This window comes from Acinetobacter pecorum, from assembly GCF_014837015.1.
Classification (GTDB): domain Bacteria; phylum Pseudomonadota; class Gammaproteobacteria; order Pseudomonadales; family Moraxellaceae; genus Acinetobacter; species Acinetobacter pecorum.
Genome location: NZ_JACSPT010000008.1, coordinates 1 through 17,800 on the forward strand (window position 1 = coordinate 1; position 17,800 = coordinate 17,800).

A 17,800-nucleotide genomic window follows, 5' to 3' on the forward strand; every position below is an offset into this window, starting at 1 on the left:
GCAGTGATGCATGAAGCTGACCAATACTAATTGCTCGTGAGGCTTGACTATACAACACCCAAACAGTTGTTGTATAACGCTCAATTGATTCGAAATCAAACGATCAAACTTGATTTAGTTGAAAAGCTAGATAAAATGGACAACCTAATTTAACTCAAGTATCTCTGTTAATAACTCATTTGACCAAGCCTTGGCATCTAAATAAGACCAAACGCAAAGTCATAAACAGTTGTGCTGGCGACCATAGCAAGAGTGAACCACCTGATCCCTTCCCGAACTCAGAAGTGAAACCTCTTAGCGCTGATGGTAGTGTGGGATTACCCATGTGAGAGTAAGTCATCGCCAGCTCATTATTCAAAACACCCCCGGTCTAAAGGCCAGGGGTGTTTTTTTATGGTGGGAAATTTATTGGAAGATAAGTAGAAACTCTTATTAAATGTGATTAATAAAAATAAAAATAACGTGAAAAGTATAATTAATTTAAGCTAGCTTTATTTTACTGGCGCTTTATTTAAAACCCTTCCTGCTAAAACTTTAGTCCAAATTTTTTAAAATTACTTAACTTGGTATGTTTTGCAGTAGACAAAGTAAAAATAATCATCCATTTTGTATACAAAAGTGAATGACCATTCATTTTTTCATAGAATAAAAAAGCTCACAATTGGAGGTGAGGAAAAATGACAGCAACAACGGTAAATGTGAATGCTGTAGTGGATGAGGCAAAGTTTAAACCTTTTCATTTAAAGATCGTACTCTGGTGCGTATTTGTCGTGATTTTTGACGGTTATGATTTGGCAATTAACGGTGTTGCTTTACCGCTACTGATGCAAGAATGGAATATGACGGCAGTTCAAGCCGGAATGCTGGCCAGTACTGCTCTGGCAGGCATGATGTTTGGTGCCATGTTTTTCGGTATGCTGGCAGATAAAATTGGACGAAAAAATGTCATTCTGATTTGTGTAACCTTGTTCAGCGGATTTACGTTCTGGGGTGGTTTTGCCTCTAATCCAACTGAATTCGGCATCCTGCGTTTCATTGCGGGTTTAGGTATTGGCGGTGTATTACCCAATCTGGTTGCGCTCACTTCTGAATATGCGCCACAAAAAATGCGTAGTACTCTAGTCACCACCATGTTTAGCGGTTATGCGGTGGGTGGTATTATGGCGGCCTTGCTCGGCGCCTGGTTAACCCCAAGTTTTGGCTGGGAAATCATGTTCTACATTGCCGGAATTCCATTATTAATTATTCCGGTTTTATGGTTCTTTTTACCAGAATCTTTAACTTTTCTGGTGAAAAAACAGCAAAATGACAAGGCCAGTAAAATTGTTCAGCAGATCAGTCCTGAGCAAAATGCTACTGCTCGTACCCAGTTTGTACTGAATGAAGTACACGCACCTGATGCTTCAATTGCTGCCCTGTTCAGACAGGGGAGGAGTATGAGTACTTTATTATTCTGGTGCTGCTTCTTTATGTGTCTGCTGATGGTTTATGCATTGGGTAGCTGGTTACCAAAACTGATGATGGCAGCGGGTTATTCTCTGGGTAACAGTCTGATGTTCCTGATGGCCATGAATATTGGCGCAGTGATTGGAACTATTGGTGGCGGTATTCTGGCTGACCGTTTCCATCTGAAACCGGTCATTATTGGTATGTTCCTGCTAGGTGCAGTTTCACTGGTCGGATTAGGCTTTAACTCTCCACAAGCCGTGATCTATCTACTGGTTGCCGCTGCCGGTGCTTCAGCGATCGGAAGTAGTATTCTGCTCTACAGCTTTGTAGCCCAGTACTATCCACTGTCAATCCGTTCTACAGGTATTGGCTGTGCTTCAGCAGTCGGTCGGGTAGGCGCCATTGTGGGGCCGATTATTATTGGATTCCTGTTGGGTATGGAGTTGCCACACAAGATGAACTTCCTGGCAGTTGCTATTCCAGCCATTATTGGGGCAATTTCAGTCGCTCTGATTGTACGCAAAGATCTGAACGCGGAAAGAAATGCGGAAACCTTACTCTCCAAACAGAAACTGAATTCGGTTAAAACCTAGTCACTTTTTGCCAATCACAATGACTTAAACTTCTATTGGATGACAAAAGCCCCTTCGATAAAAGGGGCTTTTGCATACAGTTCATAAAGAATTGAATAAATCAAAAAATAAATAATTCAAACACCTGTTATAAGTTCAGTTTAATTAAAATTACAATGATTCGAATATTCAGTAGTTTATCTTAATGAAAACGTGATATATCACGCAAAAAAATGATATTGAAATATGCATAGCAGAATATCAATTAGTCTTATTGTGCCTCAAATTCCACTTGCGTATATTGCTAAAACTTGAATATTCACTCGTATATTCAAAAGGATTTTACGGACAAGTACTCATGGGAGATGAGAACGATGACAACGGAAACAGTAGATATAAATTCTGTAGTCGATAATGCGAAATTCACGCCTTTCCACTTCAATGTAGTTGCTTGGTGTTTACTCATTATCCTATTTGATGGCTACGATTTAGCAATTAATGGTGTAGTTTTACCATTATTGATGCAAGACTGGGGCTTAAGTGCAGTGCAGGCAGGAATGCTTGCAAGTACTGCACTGGCTGGCATGATGTTTGGTGCGATGATCTTTGGTTCCCTAGCGGACAAGATTGGTCGTAAGAAAGTGATCATGATCTGTATTGTATTATTTAGTGGTTTAACTTTTGCCGGTGGCTTTGCTTCAAACCCAACCGAATTCGGTATTTTACGTTTTCTTGCCGGCTTAGGTATTGGTGGTGTCATGCCAAACCTGGTGGCATTGACGTCTGAATATGCCCCACAAAAAATGCGTAGTACGCTGGTGACCACCATGTTTAGCGGTTATGCAGTCGGTGGCGTAATGGCTGCGTTATTGGGTTCATGGTTCACGCCAAGTTTTGGTTGGCAAATCATGTTCTTTATCGCGGGTATTCCACTGTTTTTATTGCCAGTGATCTGGAAATTCCTGCCTGAATCACTTGCCTTCATTGTGAAACAGAACAAGCAGACGGAAGCGCGTCGCATCGTACGTCGCCTGGAACCAAACCTGAAAGTCACCGAGAACACGACTTTTACTTTGCCGCAGGAAAATGTGCCTGAAGCCGCTAACGTGGTGAGCTTGTTCCGTCGTGGTCGTGCGGTGAATACCTTACTGTTCTGGGTCGCGTTCTTCACCTGTCTGTTAACCATGTATGCGCTGAGCAGCTGGTTACCGAAGTTGATGATGGCAGCAGGTTACTCGATGGACAACAGTCTGATGTTCATGATGGTCATGAATGTGGGTGCGGTTGTGGGTATTGTCGGTGGCGGTATTCTTGCGGATCGTTTCCACCTGAAACCGGTACTGATGTTCCTCGGTATGATGGGTGCGATTGTGATGAGCTCAATGGGCTTTGCATCTAACCAATTCTTACTTTACATCCTGGTGTTCTTGGCCGGTGCAGCGTCAATTGGTTCACAAATGTTGCTATATAGCTATGTTGCGCAGTTCTACCCACTTGCGGTACGTTCGACAGGTATTGGCTGGTCTTCTGCGATTGGTCGTATGGGTGCGATTGTAGGGCCGATCCTGATTGGTGGCTTACTGGGGATGAACCTGCCTGCTTACTTTAACTTTATGGCAGTTGGTTTACCGGTATTGATTACTGCAATTGCGGTTGCATTGATCATGCATGACGATGAGTCTGAAAAGATTGGTTCAATTGAACCAGCAGTGTCTAAAGCTTAAAGCTAAGTATTAAATAAGAAGCCTCCGAAAGGGGGCTTTTTTATTATTATCATTAAATGATAAATTTTAAAAATATTAAAAAAGTGATAAATAAATGAACTTAAACGAAAGATTTAAAAAATTTGCTGATCTGGAATACGAATCTATTGATGATGCCTATGATATTCAATTTAAAGGACAAAAAGCTGATTATTTCACTTTTGATCGCTCATGGATTCTAGAAGTAAAGTTTTTAGAAACAGATAGGAGCCCCAATATTAATGATTATATAAATAAACAAGTAGATAGATCCTGATTTTCCTAAATTTTATGGAACTGTACATATTGAGGAGTTAATCCAAAAACATAAAAATCCAGATTTTATAAGAAATCAATTATTTAATTATGCTGCGCGTAATTTAAAGGCTATTTGTTCCAAGGCAGATAAACAGATAGCTGAAACAAAAAATGCTTTAAAAAATCCTTTGTGCATTGGAATCTTAGTTGTACTAAATGAAAGAAATGACTTCCATGACCAAAATTTTATATATCAAGAAATAAGTCGTTTACTACATAAAAAAAATCCTGAGGGAGATTTTGAAAGAAAAAATATCCACGCAGTGTGGTATATACACGAATATCAGAATAACAAAAGTAAATATGCAATTTCTGATTTTTTGATAAGACCTACAGATGAGTATGAGTCTATTAGGTCTTTAGCAAATCTCTTACATTTGGATTGGATTAGTTATAATGGATATGCTTTTATACCCTCAGACTTAAAATAAATCTTGAGGTAGATTCTATGCAATTCGACTCATTCTCCCCAATCCCTGAAGATGATGACGAATTACATCTTCCTGAACTGGTGTACTGGGCTTCTTTAGGCGACGTTGAACAGGTCGAACAGGCACTACAGGAAGGTCTGGACGTCAACTCCGCCGATGAAGAAGGCTATAGCGCCTTACAGGCGGCTGCTGAAAATGATCATCTGGAAGTGGTCAAACTCTTGGTTAGCAAAGGCGCAGATATTGCCCATCGTAGTCCAAATACTGCTTTAGAACTGGCCGAAATGGCAGGCAACAAAGAAGTTGTGGCTTATCTGAAAAGTCTGGCTGGTGGTGTCTGAATATAAAAAAGAACCTCAATGCTGAGGTTCTTTTTTATTGGTAGGAGCTTAAGCAGCTTCATCTTCAAGTTCTTTTAAAATGGCTTCATTAAAGGCCGGAATATCATCCGGATTACGTGAAGTAATCAGTACCCAGTCGCCGGTATTGCAACGATGAACTTCTTCATCGACCCATTTCGCACCAGCATTTTCCAGATCCAGCTTGATACTCTTATATGAAGTCAGATTCTTATCTTTAATTCGATCTGCATCAATTAAGGCCCATGGCCCATGACAGATCGCGGCAATCGGTTTGTGATTGTCGGCAAAATGCTGAATGATTTTCTGCGCATCCTGATTGATTCTTAGAGTATCCGCGTTGACTGTACCGCCTGGAATCACCAACAAATCATAATCATTCAGATCGACATGGTCGAAACTGGTATCCGGCGTATATTGGGTAGCAGCTTTGGTATCACCTTTGACAGTGGCTACATCTTCATTTTTTTCTGCGGCATGAATCACTTCAAAACCTTTGGACTTTAAAAAATTTAAAGGCTCAGTCAGTTCATCATGTTCAACGCCTTGATTGGATGTAATAAAGAGGACCTTTTTTACCATGATTGCTGTTCCCAAAAAATGTGAGGATTTTTAGCTTAACAACAAGCAGATTTTTACAATGTTGGAGTTTTAACTCGGAACTGTTAAGCAATGATAAATAAAGCAATGTATATGAAAAGGAATATGCAGAAAAAAAGCCCCGACATCCTGTCGGGGCTTTTCCGTATCTCGTGATTTAGGTATAACTCCTGTCGTACCTCACGTCCTGGTGTTGCGATGTTATTCTTGTTTTTAGGTCTTCTTGGAGCATCCTGCTCTCTATGTTTATAAGATAATATACATCCCGACAGGCTACTAGCAGCAGATTACGCTTATCAATGTACGCTTTGGCTTACAACAGCGCAGAGAAATTGAGCTGTGTAGACTGAAGCAGTGGCATGTCATTAAAAGTGTACATCCAGACCGATATAAGGACCTTTAAATTCCAGCCGTAAATCTGGTCGTTGATCCTGTTCAAAATCCACCTGCATCATGCGATAACCGACTTTGGCACCGACATCGACCAACAGATTATCAATAAAGTCATATTGCAGTTCGGCCTGTACATCGGTTTTTTTGCTATCGCTGCCATGCGTGTAAATGGCTTCGGCTTTGGCACTCATACCGGTAAATGGCAGTTTTACGCCAACTGTTGCATAGAGTAGCGGACTGTATTCATCCAGATCATACTGGTTTAGAGCACCTGCATTCAGGTTTCTCACCGTACCGTCCAGATTGTTAAGACCAGCACCAATATCGGCATGTACTACGGTATCGAGTAGTTCGTAATACAGAATATAGTCAATGTTATTCAGCTCGATATCTGCGGCATTGGCAGGCGAGCTTTGTTCGCTGTTACTGTCAAGATTGACATATCTGATTTTCGCATTGGGTAAAAGTGGTAGCGGATGCTCCACAGCAACAGATAGCTGTGCGGTACCTTGCCGATCCAGTTCATGCTTGAAATTGTTGTCTTGACTATAGCCATCAAAATTCCAGTAACTAAGATCAGCTTTTACGCCAATCACATCTGCATGACTGAATGTGCTGAGTCCAAAACCTAATAATAGTGAGGTGAGTATGTTTGCGCGCATGGCTCTATTTCCTTATAGCTTGCTTCAAATCGGGCCGGTCTGTTACTTAAAAACATCTTCTTTATATGTCTGAGCAAGTGCATGATATAGAGAATTTCAAAAATGTATATCCTTGGATGTTGAAGGACGAGAAGATGGTATCTGTAGAAGCAAAACAGCATAAAGATTATGCATTATATGTCGCCGGTCAGGCTGTTCAGACAGGGGAATGGCTGGAGGTTAAACATAAATATAGCCAGAAGCTGTATGCACGTGTCGCCCTGGCAGATGCCAGCACGCTGGAACAGGCAATTCAGTCTGCGACAGATGCTGAAACCGAGATGGCCGCATTAGAGCCGTTCCAGAAACAGAAAATTCTGCTGCACTGTGTGCGACGTTTCCGCGAAATTCATGAAGAACTGACTGAAATCCTGATTGCAGAGGGAGGTAAACCACGTAAAGCTGCAGAAGCTGAAGTAGAACGCCTGATCAATACCTTTCAGATCGCAGCAGATGCCGTGACCCAGATGGATCAGGGACGCATCCTGCCTTTGGCCGTCACTGCGGCAGCTTCAGGGTATCAGGGAATGGTCAAACAGGTGCCGATTGGTGCGGTGTCTCTGATTAGTCCCTTTAATTTTCCCTTGAACCTTACTGCGCATAAAATTGCACCTGCGATTGCAGCCGGATGTCCTTTTGTACTGAAACCGGCAAGTTTGACTCCAATTTCTGCGCTTAAAATTGCCGAGATTCTGGCAGAAACTGAGTTGCCTCATGGGGCATTTTCAGTTTTACCCTGTCCACGAGAACTGGCCGATGTGCTGGTCACCGATGACCGCTTTAAATTACTCAGCTTTACCGGCTCTGATGCAGTGGGCTGGGACATGAAAGCCCGTGCCGGCCGTAAAAAAGTTACCCTGGAGCTGGGCGGCAATGCTGCAGTGATGATCGAGCCAGATACAGAGATTAATGATGCACTGATTAGCCGCCTGATCGGTGGTGCTTATGGTCATGCCGGACAGGTATGTATCAGTGTGCAGCGGATTCTGGTACATCAGGATATCTATGATGACGTGAAACAGAAAATGGTAGCCAAGCTGAAAACGCTTAAAGCAGATGATCCGAATCTGAGCACGACTTTGGTGGGGCCGATGATCAAGAAAGCCGAAGCCAAACGGTTAGAAGCATGGCTAGATAAAGCCGTGAAAAAAGATGCAAAAATTCTGGCTGGTGGCAAACTGGACGAGGTACTGTTCGCACCGACCTTGCTGGAGAATGTGGATCAGAATCTGGAAATCTATCGGGATGAAGTCTTTGGTCCAGTGGCCATGATTGAACCTTATACCGATTTTGAATCCGGTATTGCCTGTATCAACTGCAGCCGTTTTGGCCTGCAGGCCGGGGTCTATACCCAGAATCTGAACAAGATGCTATATGCCTGGGATCATCTGCATGTCGGTGGTGTCATCATCAATGATATACCGTCTTTCCGGGTGGATAACATGCCCTATGGCGGGGTAAAAGATTCGGGTCTGGGCCGTGAAGGGATTCAGTCCGCCATTCGCGACATGCAGGAAGAGCGCATGCTGGTCATTAAAGCTTAAGTTCAGCATGTTCTTTGCCCAGATCGCAAGCCGGGTGGTTTTTCACTCGGGTGATGGGATCTGGGTCTATTGCATAATCTTAAATTTCAGGCCCGGGCAGGGGAAAGACTCTGCTCCGTATACTTCTACCAGAAAAGGCTTCATCCGTAGAGATTTGTAGCGCTTAGACCCAGGATATTAAACAGCGATTTATCCTGATGACAGGAAAAGCTTTAAGAACCATAAGTCTGTAGTAAAACTTAATAAAAAATATATTCCAAAAAGTTTGTCAATATATAACCTTAAAAATAAAGTCTTTTCCGTAGAATTATTGAGCAATTAATTCAAACAGATTATAAATAACGAATATTTTGAGCAGAATTTACAGAAAAAATTTACAAAAGTCAGTATTGTTAAATCATCTACAAGGTCAGTTTTTCGATCAGACTTTAAGCAAGCTGTAAGACCTGCTAACCTGTTTGTATATTAGAATTCGACACCCACAAGGTGCCCTCTAATTCAAACACCCAAAATTATTGAAATGCTTCTTTTTTTGCTTGCGCTATAACCATAACAAGCAGCATCTGAAGGAGTTAAAAGTTTAGGTGTTCTATGACAGAAACTCGTGAGAATTGGTCCGCCCGCTCAGGATTCATTATTGCAGCGATTGGTTCCGCCGTTGGCTTGGGGAATATCTGGCGTTTCCCTTATGTGGCCTATGAAAATGGTGGCGGGGCATTCCTGATCCCTTATCTGATTGCGATTTTCGCAGCAGGTTTACCTTTACTATTTTTAGATTATGCAGTCGGACACAAGTTCCGCAAAGCGCCGCCTATGGCTTACAAGAAACTCATGAATGCTGAATCCTTGGGGTGGTGGCAGGTCATGGTGACGCTAGTGATCGGGATTTACTATGCCAGCGTATTGTCCTGGGCCGGCAGTTATATGTTCTATTCCTTTGGACAGCAATGGGGTACAGATACCCAGGCCTTTTTCTTCAACTCCTACCTGCAAAATGGTGAAGGCCTGACCTTAGGTTTTGTGCCTACACTGTTCTTTGGTCTGGTGGTGGTCTGGGCTGCGGTTATGTTGATTCTTTACGGCGGGGTACGCCGTGGAGTAGAGCTGGCCAATAAAATCTTTATGCCATTGCTGGTGGTTTTATTTTCCATTCTGGTGATTCAGGCAGTGCGCTTACCGGGTGCAGTTGATGGCTTAAATGCTTTCTTTACCCCGAACTGGGAGGCCATGACTAACTATAAAGTCTGGCTGGCCGCTTTTGGTCATATCTTCTTCTCACTGTCGGTGGGTTTCGGGATTATGTTGACCTATGCCTCTTATTTGAAACGCAAAACCAACCTGACCGGTTCGGGAATCGTGGTGGCACTGGCCAATTCGTCTTTTGAAATTCTGGCGGGTATTGGGGTATTTGCAGCGCTTGGTTTTATGGCGTTCAGTTCAGGTGCTAAAGTTGAAGATGTAGTGTCTGGCGGTATTGGTCTGGCCTTTATTGCATTCCCGAAAATTATTTCCAGTTTAGGGACAGGTGGTGACCTGTTTGGCTTCCTGTTCTTCGCGTCATTGACGGTTGCCGGTATTACCTCGATGGTGAGTATCCTGCAAGTTCCGATTGCTGCGTTTCAGGACAAACTGGGCTGGTCGAAGAACAAGTCAGTCACAATCATTGCGGGTGGTTCGGCGGTCATTTCTACCCTGATGTTCTCGACGCATAGTGCCGTTACCTTTGTCGATATCATTGATTATTTTGCCAATAATATTGGTATTGTCGGTGGTGGACTGGTATCGATTATTCTGTTGTCGTGGTTCCGCCGTCCATTGATGAAACAGCTGGAAGACCATGTTAACCAGTTTGCCAGCGTGAAGCTGGGACGCAGCTGGAATTTCATGCTGACCTTCGTCACCCCTTTGTCGTTATTACTGGCACTCGGCCTGACTCTGAAATCGATTATGACCGAAGGTTATGGTGATTATCCTGCCAGTACCTTGTGGCTGGTTGGCGGAGGCGTCATGGCATTCTTTATCCTGGGTGCCATTCTGTTAAGTCTAGTCAAAGACCGTCGTAGTTAGGAGAATAAATATGAATACATCTGCACTGATCATGATGATTTTCTCCATCGTTCTATTATGGGGAGGGCTGGTACTGGCGGTTATTCATCTGGCAAAAAATCCGGAAGAACCAGAAGACTAAAAATCTTGACATAAACCTACATTTACAAGCAACGGAAGTCATTATCATCTTTGATGATAATGACTTTTTTAATGGCTGATGCTTTGACATGATTTCCGTTTCAGATGGACAAGTCTATACAGCTTTTGCCGTGACTTTTTTGGCCGGTCTGGCTACCGTAGTGGGGGGTGGACTGGTACTGTTCTTAAAAAAACCCAATTTCCGCCTGCTTGCTTTTGGTCTGGCCTTTGCTGCCGGTGCCATGGTCTATGTTTCTTTAACCGAAATTCTGAATAAGTCGATTGCGTCCTTCACTGTGGATTTTGGTGAAAAAACCGGTTTCGCCTTTGGCACTTTTGCTTTTTTACTGGGCGTGGTGCTGGTGTTATTGCTGGACCGCTTTGTCCCGAATCCGCATGACACTATTGAAACCCAGTCTGCCAAGGGAGTCAGTTCACAACAGTTACTGCGTACTGGCATGCTGACCCTGTTTGCGATTAGTGCCCATAACTTGCCGGAAGGACTGGCAACATTTTTTGCCACCCTGGAAAGTCCTGCTCTGGGTGCACCTCTGGCGGTCGCGATTGCGATTCATAACATACCAGAAGGCGTGGCGATTGCCTTGCCGGTCTATATGGCCACCGGCCGTAAAGATTATGCCCTCTGGGCCAGTTTGGTTTCGGGAATGGCCGAGCCTCTGGGTGCAGCCTTGGGGTATTTTATTCTGGCGCCTTATATGAATGAAACGGTCTATGGCCTGATCTTTGGCGTGATTGGCGGTGTGATGGTCTATCTGGCGCTAGATGAATTATTGCCGACGGCAAAACGCTATTCTGAAGGGCATGAAACAGTCTATGGCTTGGTGAGCGGCATGGCTGCTCTGGCTACTAGTCTGGTAATTTTTAAATTTATTCAATAAGCCTCATATTCCTGAATCACGCGCCATAAAAAAGGCAGCTTAGGCTGCCTTTCATTTTAAACACATGACTTATGCCGTTTTTTCTATACGGCAATAGAAGAAGCCGTCGCCTTGATCTGCTTTCGGCAACAACTGACGACCATGAATCTGTTCGATACCCCAATCGGCTTCGATCTTGATTTCTTTGGCATCGGCATGGGTATTAAAAAACTCGACCATCTGCTGTTCGTTTTCGGCTTTCAGAATTGAACAGGTGATGTACAGCAAAGTACCACCGACTTTCAGTTGCTGCCACATATTTTCCAGAATCTGCTTTTGCAGCTCAACCGTTTTCGGAATATCGGTAGACTGACGCAGTAAACGGATATCCGGATGACGACGGATCACACCAATTGCAGAACACGGTGCATCGAGAACGATACAGTCGACAGGCTCCGGAGCTGTCCAGGTGATCGCATCAGCCGCAATAATTTCAACGTCGGCATATTCAGTTAACAATAGACGTTCCAGATTTTCTGCCACACGGACTAAACGTTTGGCGTCCTGATCAATGGCATACAGTTTTTTCGGGCTATATTTTTCCAATATATGCGCGGTTTTACCACCCGGAGCGGCACAGGCATCGACCACGACTTTGCCTGCAAGGTCAGGAAGCAAGGTTGCGCAAAGCTGGGCATGTTCATCCTGAACCGAGAAACCGCCGGCTTCATAGCCTGGCAGGTTCGGAATATGCACATTCTGTTCCAGAACGATGCCAACTTCAGAAAGAGTGCAGGCACGTGCCTCATAGCCTTCTTCTTCCAGAATTTCCAGATATTCATCACGGCTGACCTGATTGACATTGACACGCAAAGTGAGCGGTGCAATCTGTTTCAAGTCATGTGACAGCTCGGCAAGCTGTTCCGGCCAGTCTTTCTTTAAACGCTTGTAGAGCCAGCTTGGCAGGCCATGCGCCTGATTTAAAGCCAGGTCAAATTCTTCTGTTTCACGTGAAACACGACGCAGTACCGCATTGACCAGACCGCTTAAAGGTTCAAAGCCCAGTTGTTTGGCAGCAGTTACGGTTTCTGAAATCGCAGCATGTGCCGGAATACGGGTACATAGAATCTGGTACAAACCCAAATATAAGCAGCTCTCTAGAGCCTGGTTATCGAGAGGTTTGGTTAACAGCGGCAGGGTGATGGCTTTAAGGCCATGCCACTGACGTAAACAGCCTAGAGTTAACTCGTGATAAAGACCACGGTCACGCTCAGACACGATGTTGATATGTTGATTAAGTACAGAAGCAAGTGATTGACCATTTTGTACAGCCAATAGCGTTTTTACAACTTGCGCGCGCAAATTCAAGTTTTTAGCTGATGATTGAATTTGGCTCATGCGAATTTATATCCTACCGATAGTTTTTGAGTTTGATTAATTTGAACAGCATTCAGGGCTTTGCCGCCTGGCCATTGCAGATTGGTGATGCAAATGGCATTTTGATCGCCACACATCACATGTACGCCGTCTTTATCCAGGGCAATCACTTCACCAGGCAGGGCATTGCTTGCATTTTGCGTGGAAAGTGATGAATTCCAGATGCGTAAATTGTTGCCGTCATCCAGTGGGGTAAATGCCACCGGCCAGGGATTAAAGGCACGAATATTACGATCAATGGCTGCTGCAGGCTGAGTCCAGTCAATTTGTGCTTCGGCTTTTGACAGTTTATGCGCGTAAACCGTCAGGCTTTCATCCTGGACTTCGCGAGTCTCAAGATAGTGCTGTAAGGTCTGTTCCGATTCAAGCACCGCCACAATCGCCTCAGCACCTTGCAGCGCCAGTTTGTCATGCAGGCTGGCAGAAGTATCCTCGGCAGTAATCGGACATCGTGTTTTATACATCATATCCCCGGTATCCAGACCGGCCGCCATTTTCATAATGGTCACACCCGTTTCGGTATCGCCGGTAGCAATCGCGCGCTGAATCGGGGCTGCACCGCGCCAGCGTGGCAACAGCGAACCGTGTATATTCAGGCAACCATATTTTGGCGTATCCAGAACCACTTGTGGCAGGATCAGGCCATAAGCCGCCACCACCATCACATCTGCATTTAAAGCTTTGAGTTCCGCTTGTGCCGCCAGACCTTCTTCAGTCGATGACTTGAAATGTAAAGGCTGATAGACCGGAATATGGTGTTCAAGCGCCAACTGCTTCACTGCAGAGGCCGTAAGTTTTTGTCCACGTCCAGCCTTGCGGTCAGGTTGGGTATAAACCGCCACAATTTCATGATTGGTTTTGAGCAGCGCAGCCAATGCAGTCGCTGCAAATTCTGGTGTGCCTGCAAATATGATCTTCACACATGAAATTCCAAATAAACTTAAAGCGTATTATAAGCCAAAAGCCAAATTTCAGCCTAATCCTTACCAAAACTTATCGGATAGGGCCTGTGAGTGCTTGAATTTCAGTGGAATTTTTATATAAAAAAAACTCATGCAAATTGTAAAAATTATTCATGAAAGTTTTGTATTGTCGCAAGGGTGATGGCGTTATAGTAGATTTCATCCAGAAATTTTTATCGTCAGATCGCCAAAACCTCTCTATAGACATTTTTGCCTGCATCTACATCCAAAAGGCCATCTGGTAAAACAAGGGCTTGTAGTATGATAGGTTTAAAATTCAACTGATTTAAGCTCCTTGTCAGTATGATTTAGCCAGAGTGGATCTGTCCGATTCATTGCAAGCTCAAACTTTGTTGGAAGTATAAAATGCCTGACTATCGTTCAAAAACATCGACACACGGAAGAAATATGGCTGGCGCACGCGGTTTATGGCGTGCCACCGGTATGAAGGATGAAGATTTCGGTAAACCGATTATTGCGGTAGTGAACTCCTTTACCCAGTTTGTACCGGGTCATGTACATCTCAAAGACCTGGGTCAGCTGGTGGCACGTCAAATTGAAGCATCAGGCGGTGTAGCAAAAGAATTCAATACCATTGCGGTAGATGATGGAATCGCAATGGGGCATGACGGCATGCTGTATTCACTGCCTTCACGGGATCTGATTGCAGACTCGGTTGAGTACATGGTCAATGCACATTGTGCCGATGCCATGGTGTGTATTTCGAACTGTGACAAGATCACCCCGGGAATGTTGATGGCCGCGATGCGCCTGAACATTCCAGTGGTATTTGTCTCTGGCGGTCCGATGGAAGCGGGTAAAGTCAAAATCCGTGGTAATGATAAAGCGATTGACCTGATTGATGCGATGATTGTAGCTGCAGACGACAGCTATACCGATGAAGAAGTCGCAGAGTATGAACGTTCTGCATGCCCAACTTGCGGTTCATGTTCAGGCATGTTTACTGCCAATTCCATGAACTGCCTGACTGAAGCATTGGGTCTGTCACTTCCAGGTAACGGTTCAACTCTGGCGACGCATGCCAACCGTAAAAAACTGTTCGAACGTGCGGGTCAACTGATTGTTGAAATTACCAAACGTCATTATGAACAGGACGATTACAGCTTACTGCCACGTTCAATTGCCACCAAAGCATCCTATGAAAATGCCATGACCCTGGATATTGCCATGGGTGGTTCAACCAATACTGTATTGCATCTGCTGGCTGCAGCGAATGAAGCTGGTGTGGACTTCACTATGGATGATATCGATCGTCTATCTCGTAAAGTGCCTGTATTGTGTAAAGTGGCACCTGCGAAGAATGACGTGCATATGGAAGACGTACACCGTGCTGGCGGGATCATGTCAATTCTGGGTGAGCTGGACCGTGCAGGTCTGCTGGATACGTCTGTACCCACCGTTCATGAAGCAACGTTGAAAGATGCCTTGGATAAATGGGACATCATTCGTACTGATGATGAAGAAGTGTATCAATTCTTCAAATCAGCTCCAGGCGGTGTCCCAACACAAACTGCATTCTCACAAGACCGTTATTATTCACGTCTAGATGGTGACCGTGAAAATGGGGTGATCCGTAATGCAGAACATGCCTTCTCTCAGGACGGTGGTCTGGCTGTACTCTACGGTAACATCGCGCTCGATGGCTGTATTGTAAAAACTGCGGGTGTAGATGATTCGATCCTGAAATTCAACGGTACTGCACGTGTTTTTGAAAGTCAGGATGCTGCGGTAGACGCGATTCTGGGTGGCAAGATTACTGCAGGTGATGTGGTGGTGATTCGCTATGAAGGTCCACGCGGTGGGCCGGGCATGCAGGAAATGCTATATCCAACCAGCTACCTGAAATCGAAAGGTTTAGGTAAGGAATGCGCACTGTTAACTGATGGCCGTTTCTCTGGCGGCTCGTCAGGTCTGTCGATTGGACATGTATCGCCAGAAGCAGCTGAAGGCGGTGCGATTGGTCTGGTTGAAGATGGTGACCGTATTGAAATCGATATTCCAAACCGTACTATTCACCTGGCTGTTGATGACGCTCTCATGGCAGAGCGCCGTGTAGCGCAGGACGCTAAGGGCTGGCACCCGGTAGAGGAGCGCCCACGCAAAATTTCGAAAGCCCTGAAAGCATATGCCATGCATACCACCAGTGCGGCAAAAGGTGCGGTACGTGAAATCTAAGCTGTAAATTTTTATAGCGCAAGAAAGCACTCCAGACGGGGTGCTTTTTTTATACAAGAAACTATGTTTAGACTTGCCAAATTTTGCCCAGTGGAGTGCGACAGGAAGTCGCACGTTTGCCCGTATGGTAGCGGAACAGCGACATCCATGTCGCTTGGTCATGTGATTCAAATTTTTAAGGATTCATCAAAATGTTTTTCTGTAGGCGAATTTCTTTTACATACTGAATGCTTTCTATACAATGACCTTAAAATAAATTGTCCAAGACCGACGCTTAAAATTGGTCATCGCCCAGGAAGAAAATAATGAGTAAAGATAATATCCGCGAGCATTCAGCCCCCGTTTATGAAGGCATTGAAAATGCACCGGCGCGATCCATGATGCGTGCTACCGGTTTTAAAGATGCTGATTTTGATCGGCCATTCATTGGGATTGCCTCAACCTGGGCCAATGTCACACCATGTAATATGCATATTGATGGTTTGGCCAGAACTGTCGAGCAGGGCGTGAGTGCTGCGGGCGGCAAGGGTATTATCTTCAATACCATTACCATTTCTGACGGGATTTCCAACGGTACGGAAGGGATGAAATATTCATTGGTATCGCGTGAAATTATTGCCGATTCGATTGAAACTGTGGTTGGCTGTCAGGCCTATGATGGGGTTATTGCGATTGGCGGCTGTGATAAAAACATGCCGGGCTGCATTATGGGACTGGCTCGTCTAAACCGCCCCGGTCTGTTTATTTATGGCGGTACCATCAAACCAGGTGAAGGTCATACTGACATGATTTCGGTATTTGAAGCGGTAGGTCAGTATGCCAAAGGTGAAATTAACGCGATTCAGGTCAAGCATATTGAAGAAGTATCCTTGCCGGGTCCGGGCTCCTGTGGCGGCATGTATACGGCCAACTCGATGGCCTCTGCAATTGAAGCACTTGGCATGAGCCTGCCGGGTTCCTCCGCGCAGGAAGCAGTTTCGGAAGACAAGCAAATCGACTGTGCCCGTGCCGGTGAAGCAGTCATGAATCTGTTGCGCCTGGATATCAAGCCACGTGACATCATGACCAAGGCTGCTTTCGAAAATTCAATCAAGGTCTTGATTGCACTGGGTGGTTCGACCAACGGGGTACTACATCTTTTGGCCATGGCGCATACCGCAGGGGTGGAACTGAGCCTGGATGATTTCGTGCGGATTGGCAAAGATATTCCGGTGGTGGCCGATGTACGTCCATCAGGTAAATATTTAATGTCAGAACTGATCGCTATAGGCGGGATTCAACCACTGATGAAGCGCATGCTGGATGCCGGCATGCTGGATGGGTCCTGTTTAACGGTCACAGGTAAGACGCTGGCAGAAAACTTGGCCGATGTAAAAGATTATCCGGAAGGTCAGCAGATCATTTTACCTTTTGACAAGCCGGTAAAAAAAGACTCACATCTGGTGATTCTCAAAGGTAACCTGTCACCAAAAGGCGCCGTGGCGAAAATTACCGGGAAGGAAGGCTTGCACTTCAAAGGACCGGCACGCGTCTTTGAAGGTGAGCAGGGTGCGATGCGTGGCATTCTGGATGGCGAAGTCCAGCCGGGTGAAGTAGTGGTGATTCGTGGCGTCGGCCCTAAAGGCGGGCCAGGTATGCCAGAAATGCTGAAACCGACTTCTGCGATTATTGGTAAAGGTCTGGGCGATTCAGTGGCATTAATTACCGACGGACGTTTCTCTGGCGGCAGTCACGGTTTTGTGATTGGTCATGTGACGCCAGAAGCCTATGAAGGTGGCCCGATTGGGCTGGTGCAAAATGGCGATGAAATTTCGATTAATGCCGAAACCCGGGAAATGACCTGGCATGTGGATGAACAGGAGATTGCAGCACGTCAAGCGATCTGGACCAAACCTCAGCCAAACTATACTCATGGTGCGCTGGCCAAATTTGCCAAACTGACCTCAGGTGCAGAAACGGGAGCAGTCACTGACCTGAATATTGATCTCTAATCTATTGTTAAACATTGAACATTTGCTTATGACTTGATAT

14 protein-coding genes and 1 rRNA gene are annotated in these 17,800 nt (G+C 44.9%); 11 read left to right on the top strand and 4 right to left on the bottom strand.

Annotated elements, in window-relative coordinates; genetic code table 11:
- Positions 1–233 precede the first annotated feature (233 nt).
- From rrf to H9629_RS07505, 5 genes are all read left to right on the top strand, one after another.
- Positions 234–348, top strand: a 5S ribosomal RNA gene (gene rrf / locus H9629_RS07485).
- Positions 349–677: 329 nt separating this feature from the next.
- Complete coding sequence (locus H9629_RS07490; protein ID WP_064096848.1) at positions 678–2,042, top strand: MFS transporter; 1,365 nt, start codon at positions 678–680, stop codon at positions 2,040–2,042.
- Between the two features lie 353 nt (positions 2,043–2,395).
- Positions 2,396–3,745 (top strand): aromatic acid/H+ symport family MFS transporter, encoded by a 1,350-nt coding sequence (locus tag H9629_RS07495; protein WP_064096849.1) that lies wholly within the window; start codon positions 2,396–2,398, stop codon positions 3,743–3,745.
- Between the two features lie 94 nt (positions 3,746–3,839).
- A complete protein-coding gene (locus H9629_RS07500) occupies positions 3,840–4,040 on the top strand; it encodes a hypothetical protein (RefSeq protein ID WP_064096850.1) in 201 nt (66 codons plus the stop codon).
- 489 nt (positions 4,041–4,529) lie between these two features.
- Complete coding sequence (locus H9629_RS07505; protein WP_064096851.1) at positions 4,530–4,853, top strand: ankyrin repeat domain-containing protein; 324 nt, start codon at positions 4,530–4,532, stop codon at positions 4,851–4,853.
- A 48-nt stretch (positions 4,854–4,901) separates the two neighbouring features.
- Here the strand turns inward: H9629_RS07505 and H9629_RS07510 are convergent, their stop codons facing one another.
- Both H9629_RS07510 and H9629_RS07515 read right to left on the bottom strand, forming a co-directional pair.
- On the bottom strand, positions 4,902–5,453 hold the full coding sequence (locus tag H9629_RS07510; protein WP_064096852.1) for a type 1 glutamine amidotransferase domain-containing protein: 552 nt from the start codon (positions 5,451–5,453) through the stop codon (positions 4,902–4,904).
- Positions 5,454–5,836: 383 nt separating this feature from the next.
- On the bottom strand, positions 5,837–6,526 hold the full coding sequence (locus H9629_RS07515) for a TIGR04219 family outer membrane beta-barrel protein (protein ID WP_064101649.1): 690 nt from the start codon (positions 6,524–6,526) through the stop codon (positions 5,837–5,839).
- Positions 6,527–6,660: 134 nt separating this feature from the next.
- Here H9629_RS07515 and H9629_RS07520 point away from each other — a divergent pair, with 134 nt between their 5' ends.
- The 4 genes from H9629_RS07520 (at position 6,661) to zupT (ending at position 11,195) form a co-directional block, all read left to right on the top strand.
- Complete coding sequence (locus H9629_RS07520) at positions 6,661–8,109, top strand: aldehyde dehydrogenase family protein (RefSeq protein WP_191730823.1); 1,449 nt, start codon at positions 6,661–6,663, stop codon at positions 8,107–8,109.
- A gap of 591 nt (positions 8,110–8,700) precedes the next feature.
- A complete protein-coding gene (locus tag H9629_RS07525) occupies positions 8,701–10,176 on the top strand; it encodes a sodium-dependent transporter (RefSeq protein WP_064096855.1) in 1,476 nt (491 codons plus the stop codon).
- Between the two features lie 10 nt (positions 10,177–10,186).
- Positions 10,187–10,297, top strand: a complete 111-nt coding sequence (locus H9629_RS07530) for a methionine/alanine import family NSS transporter small subunit (RefSeq protein ID WP_081406379.1) — start codon at positions 10,187–10,189, stop codon at positions 10,295–10,297.
- Positions 10,298–10,385: 88 nt separating this feature from the next.
- The gene (gene zupT, locus H9629_RS07535; RefSeq protein ID WP_064096856.1) at positions 10,386–11,195 is read left to right on the top strand and encodes a zinc transporter ZupT; all 810 of its coding nucleotides are present in this window, start codon (positions 10,386–10,388) and stop codon (positions 11,193–11,195) included.
- A 69-nt stretch (positions 11,196–11,264) separates the two neighbouring features.
- Here zupT and rsmB read toward each other — a convergent pair whose 3' ends face one another.
- Together rsmB and fmt are read right to left on the bottom strand one after the other, a co-directional pair.
- Positions 11,265–12,572 carry a 16S rRNA (cytosine(967)-C(5))-methyltransferase RsmB gene (gene rsmB / locus H9629_RS07540; RefSeq protein ID WP_191730824.1) on the bottom strand — a complete coding sequence of 436 codons (1,308 nt, stop codon included), beginning with the start codon at positions 12,570–12,572 and terminating at the stop codon, positions 11,265–11,267.
- The gene (gene fmt, locus H9629_RS07545) at positions 12,569–13,531 is read right to left on the bottom strand and encodes a methionyl-tRNA formyltransferase (RefSeq protein ID WP_191730825.1); all 963 of its coding nucleotides are present in this window, start codon (positions 13,529–13,531) and stop codon (positions 12,569–12,571) included. Before fmt ends, rsmB begins: the two co-directional genes overlap by 4 nt.
- 408 nt (positions 13,532–13,939) lie before the next feature.
- Here fmt and ilvD (H9629_RS07550) point away from each other — a divergent pair, with 408 nt between their 5' ends.
- Positions 13,940–15,769, top strand: coding sequence for a dihydroxy-acid dehydratase (gene ilvD / locus H9629_RS07550; protein WP_191730826.1), 1,830 nt, complete (start codon positions 13,940–13,942; stop codon positions 15,767–15,769).
- 305 nt (positions 15,770–16,074) lie between these two features.
- Positions 16,075–17,760: a dihydroxy-acid dehydratase gene (ilvD, locus tag H9629_RS07555; RefSeq protein WP_191730827.1), complete on the top strand. Its 1,686-nt coding sequence runs from the start codon at positions 16,075–16,077 to the stop codon at positions 17,758–17,760.
- The last annotated feature ends 40 nt before the right edge of the window (positions 17,761–17,800 follow it).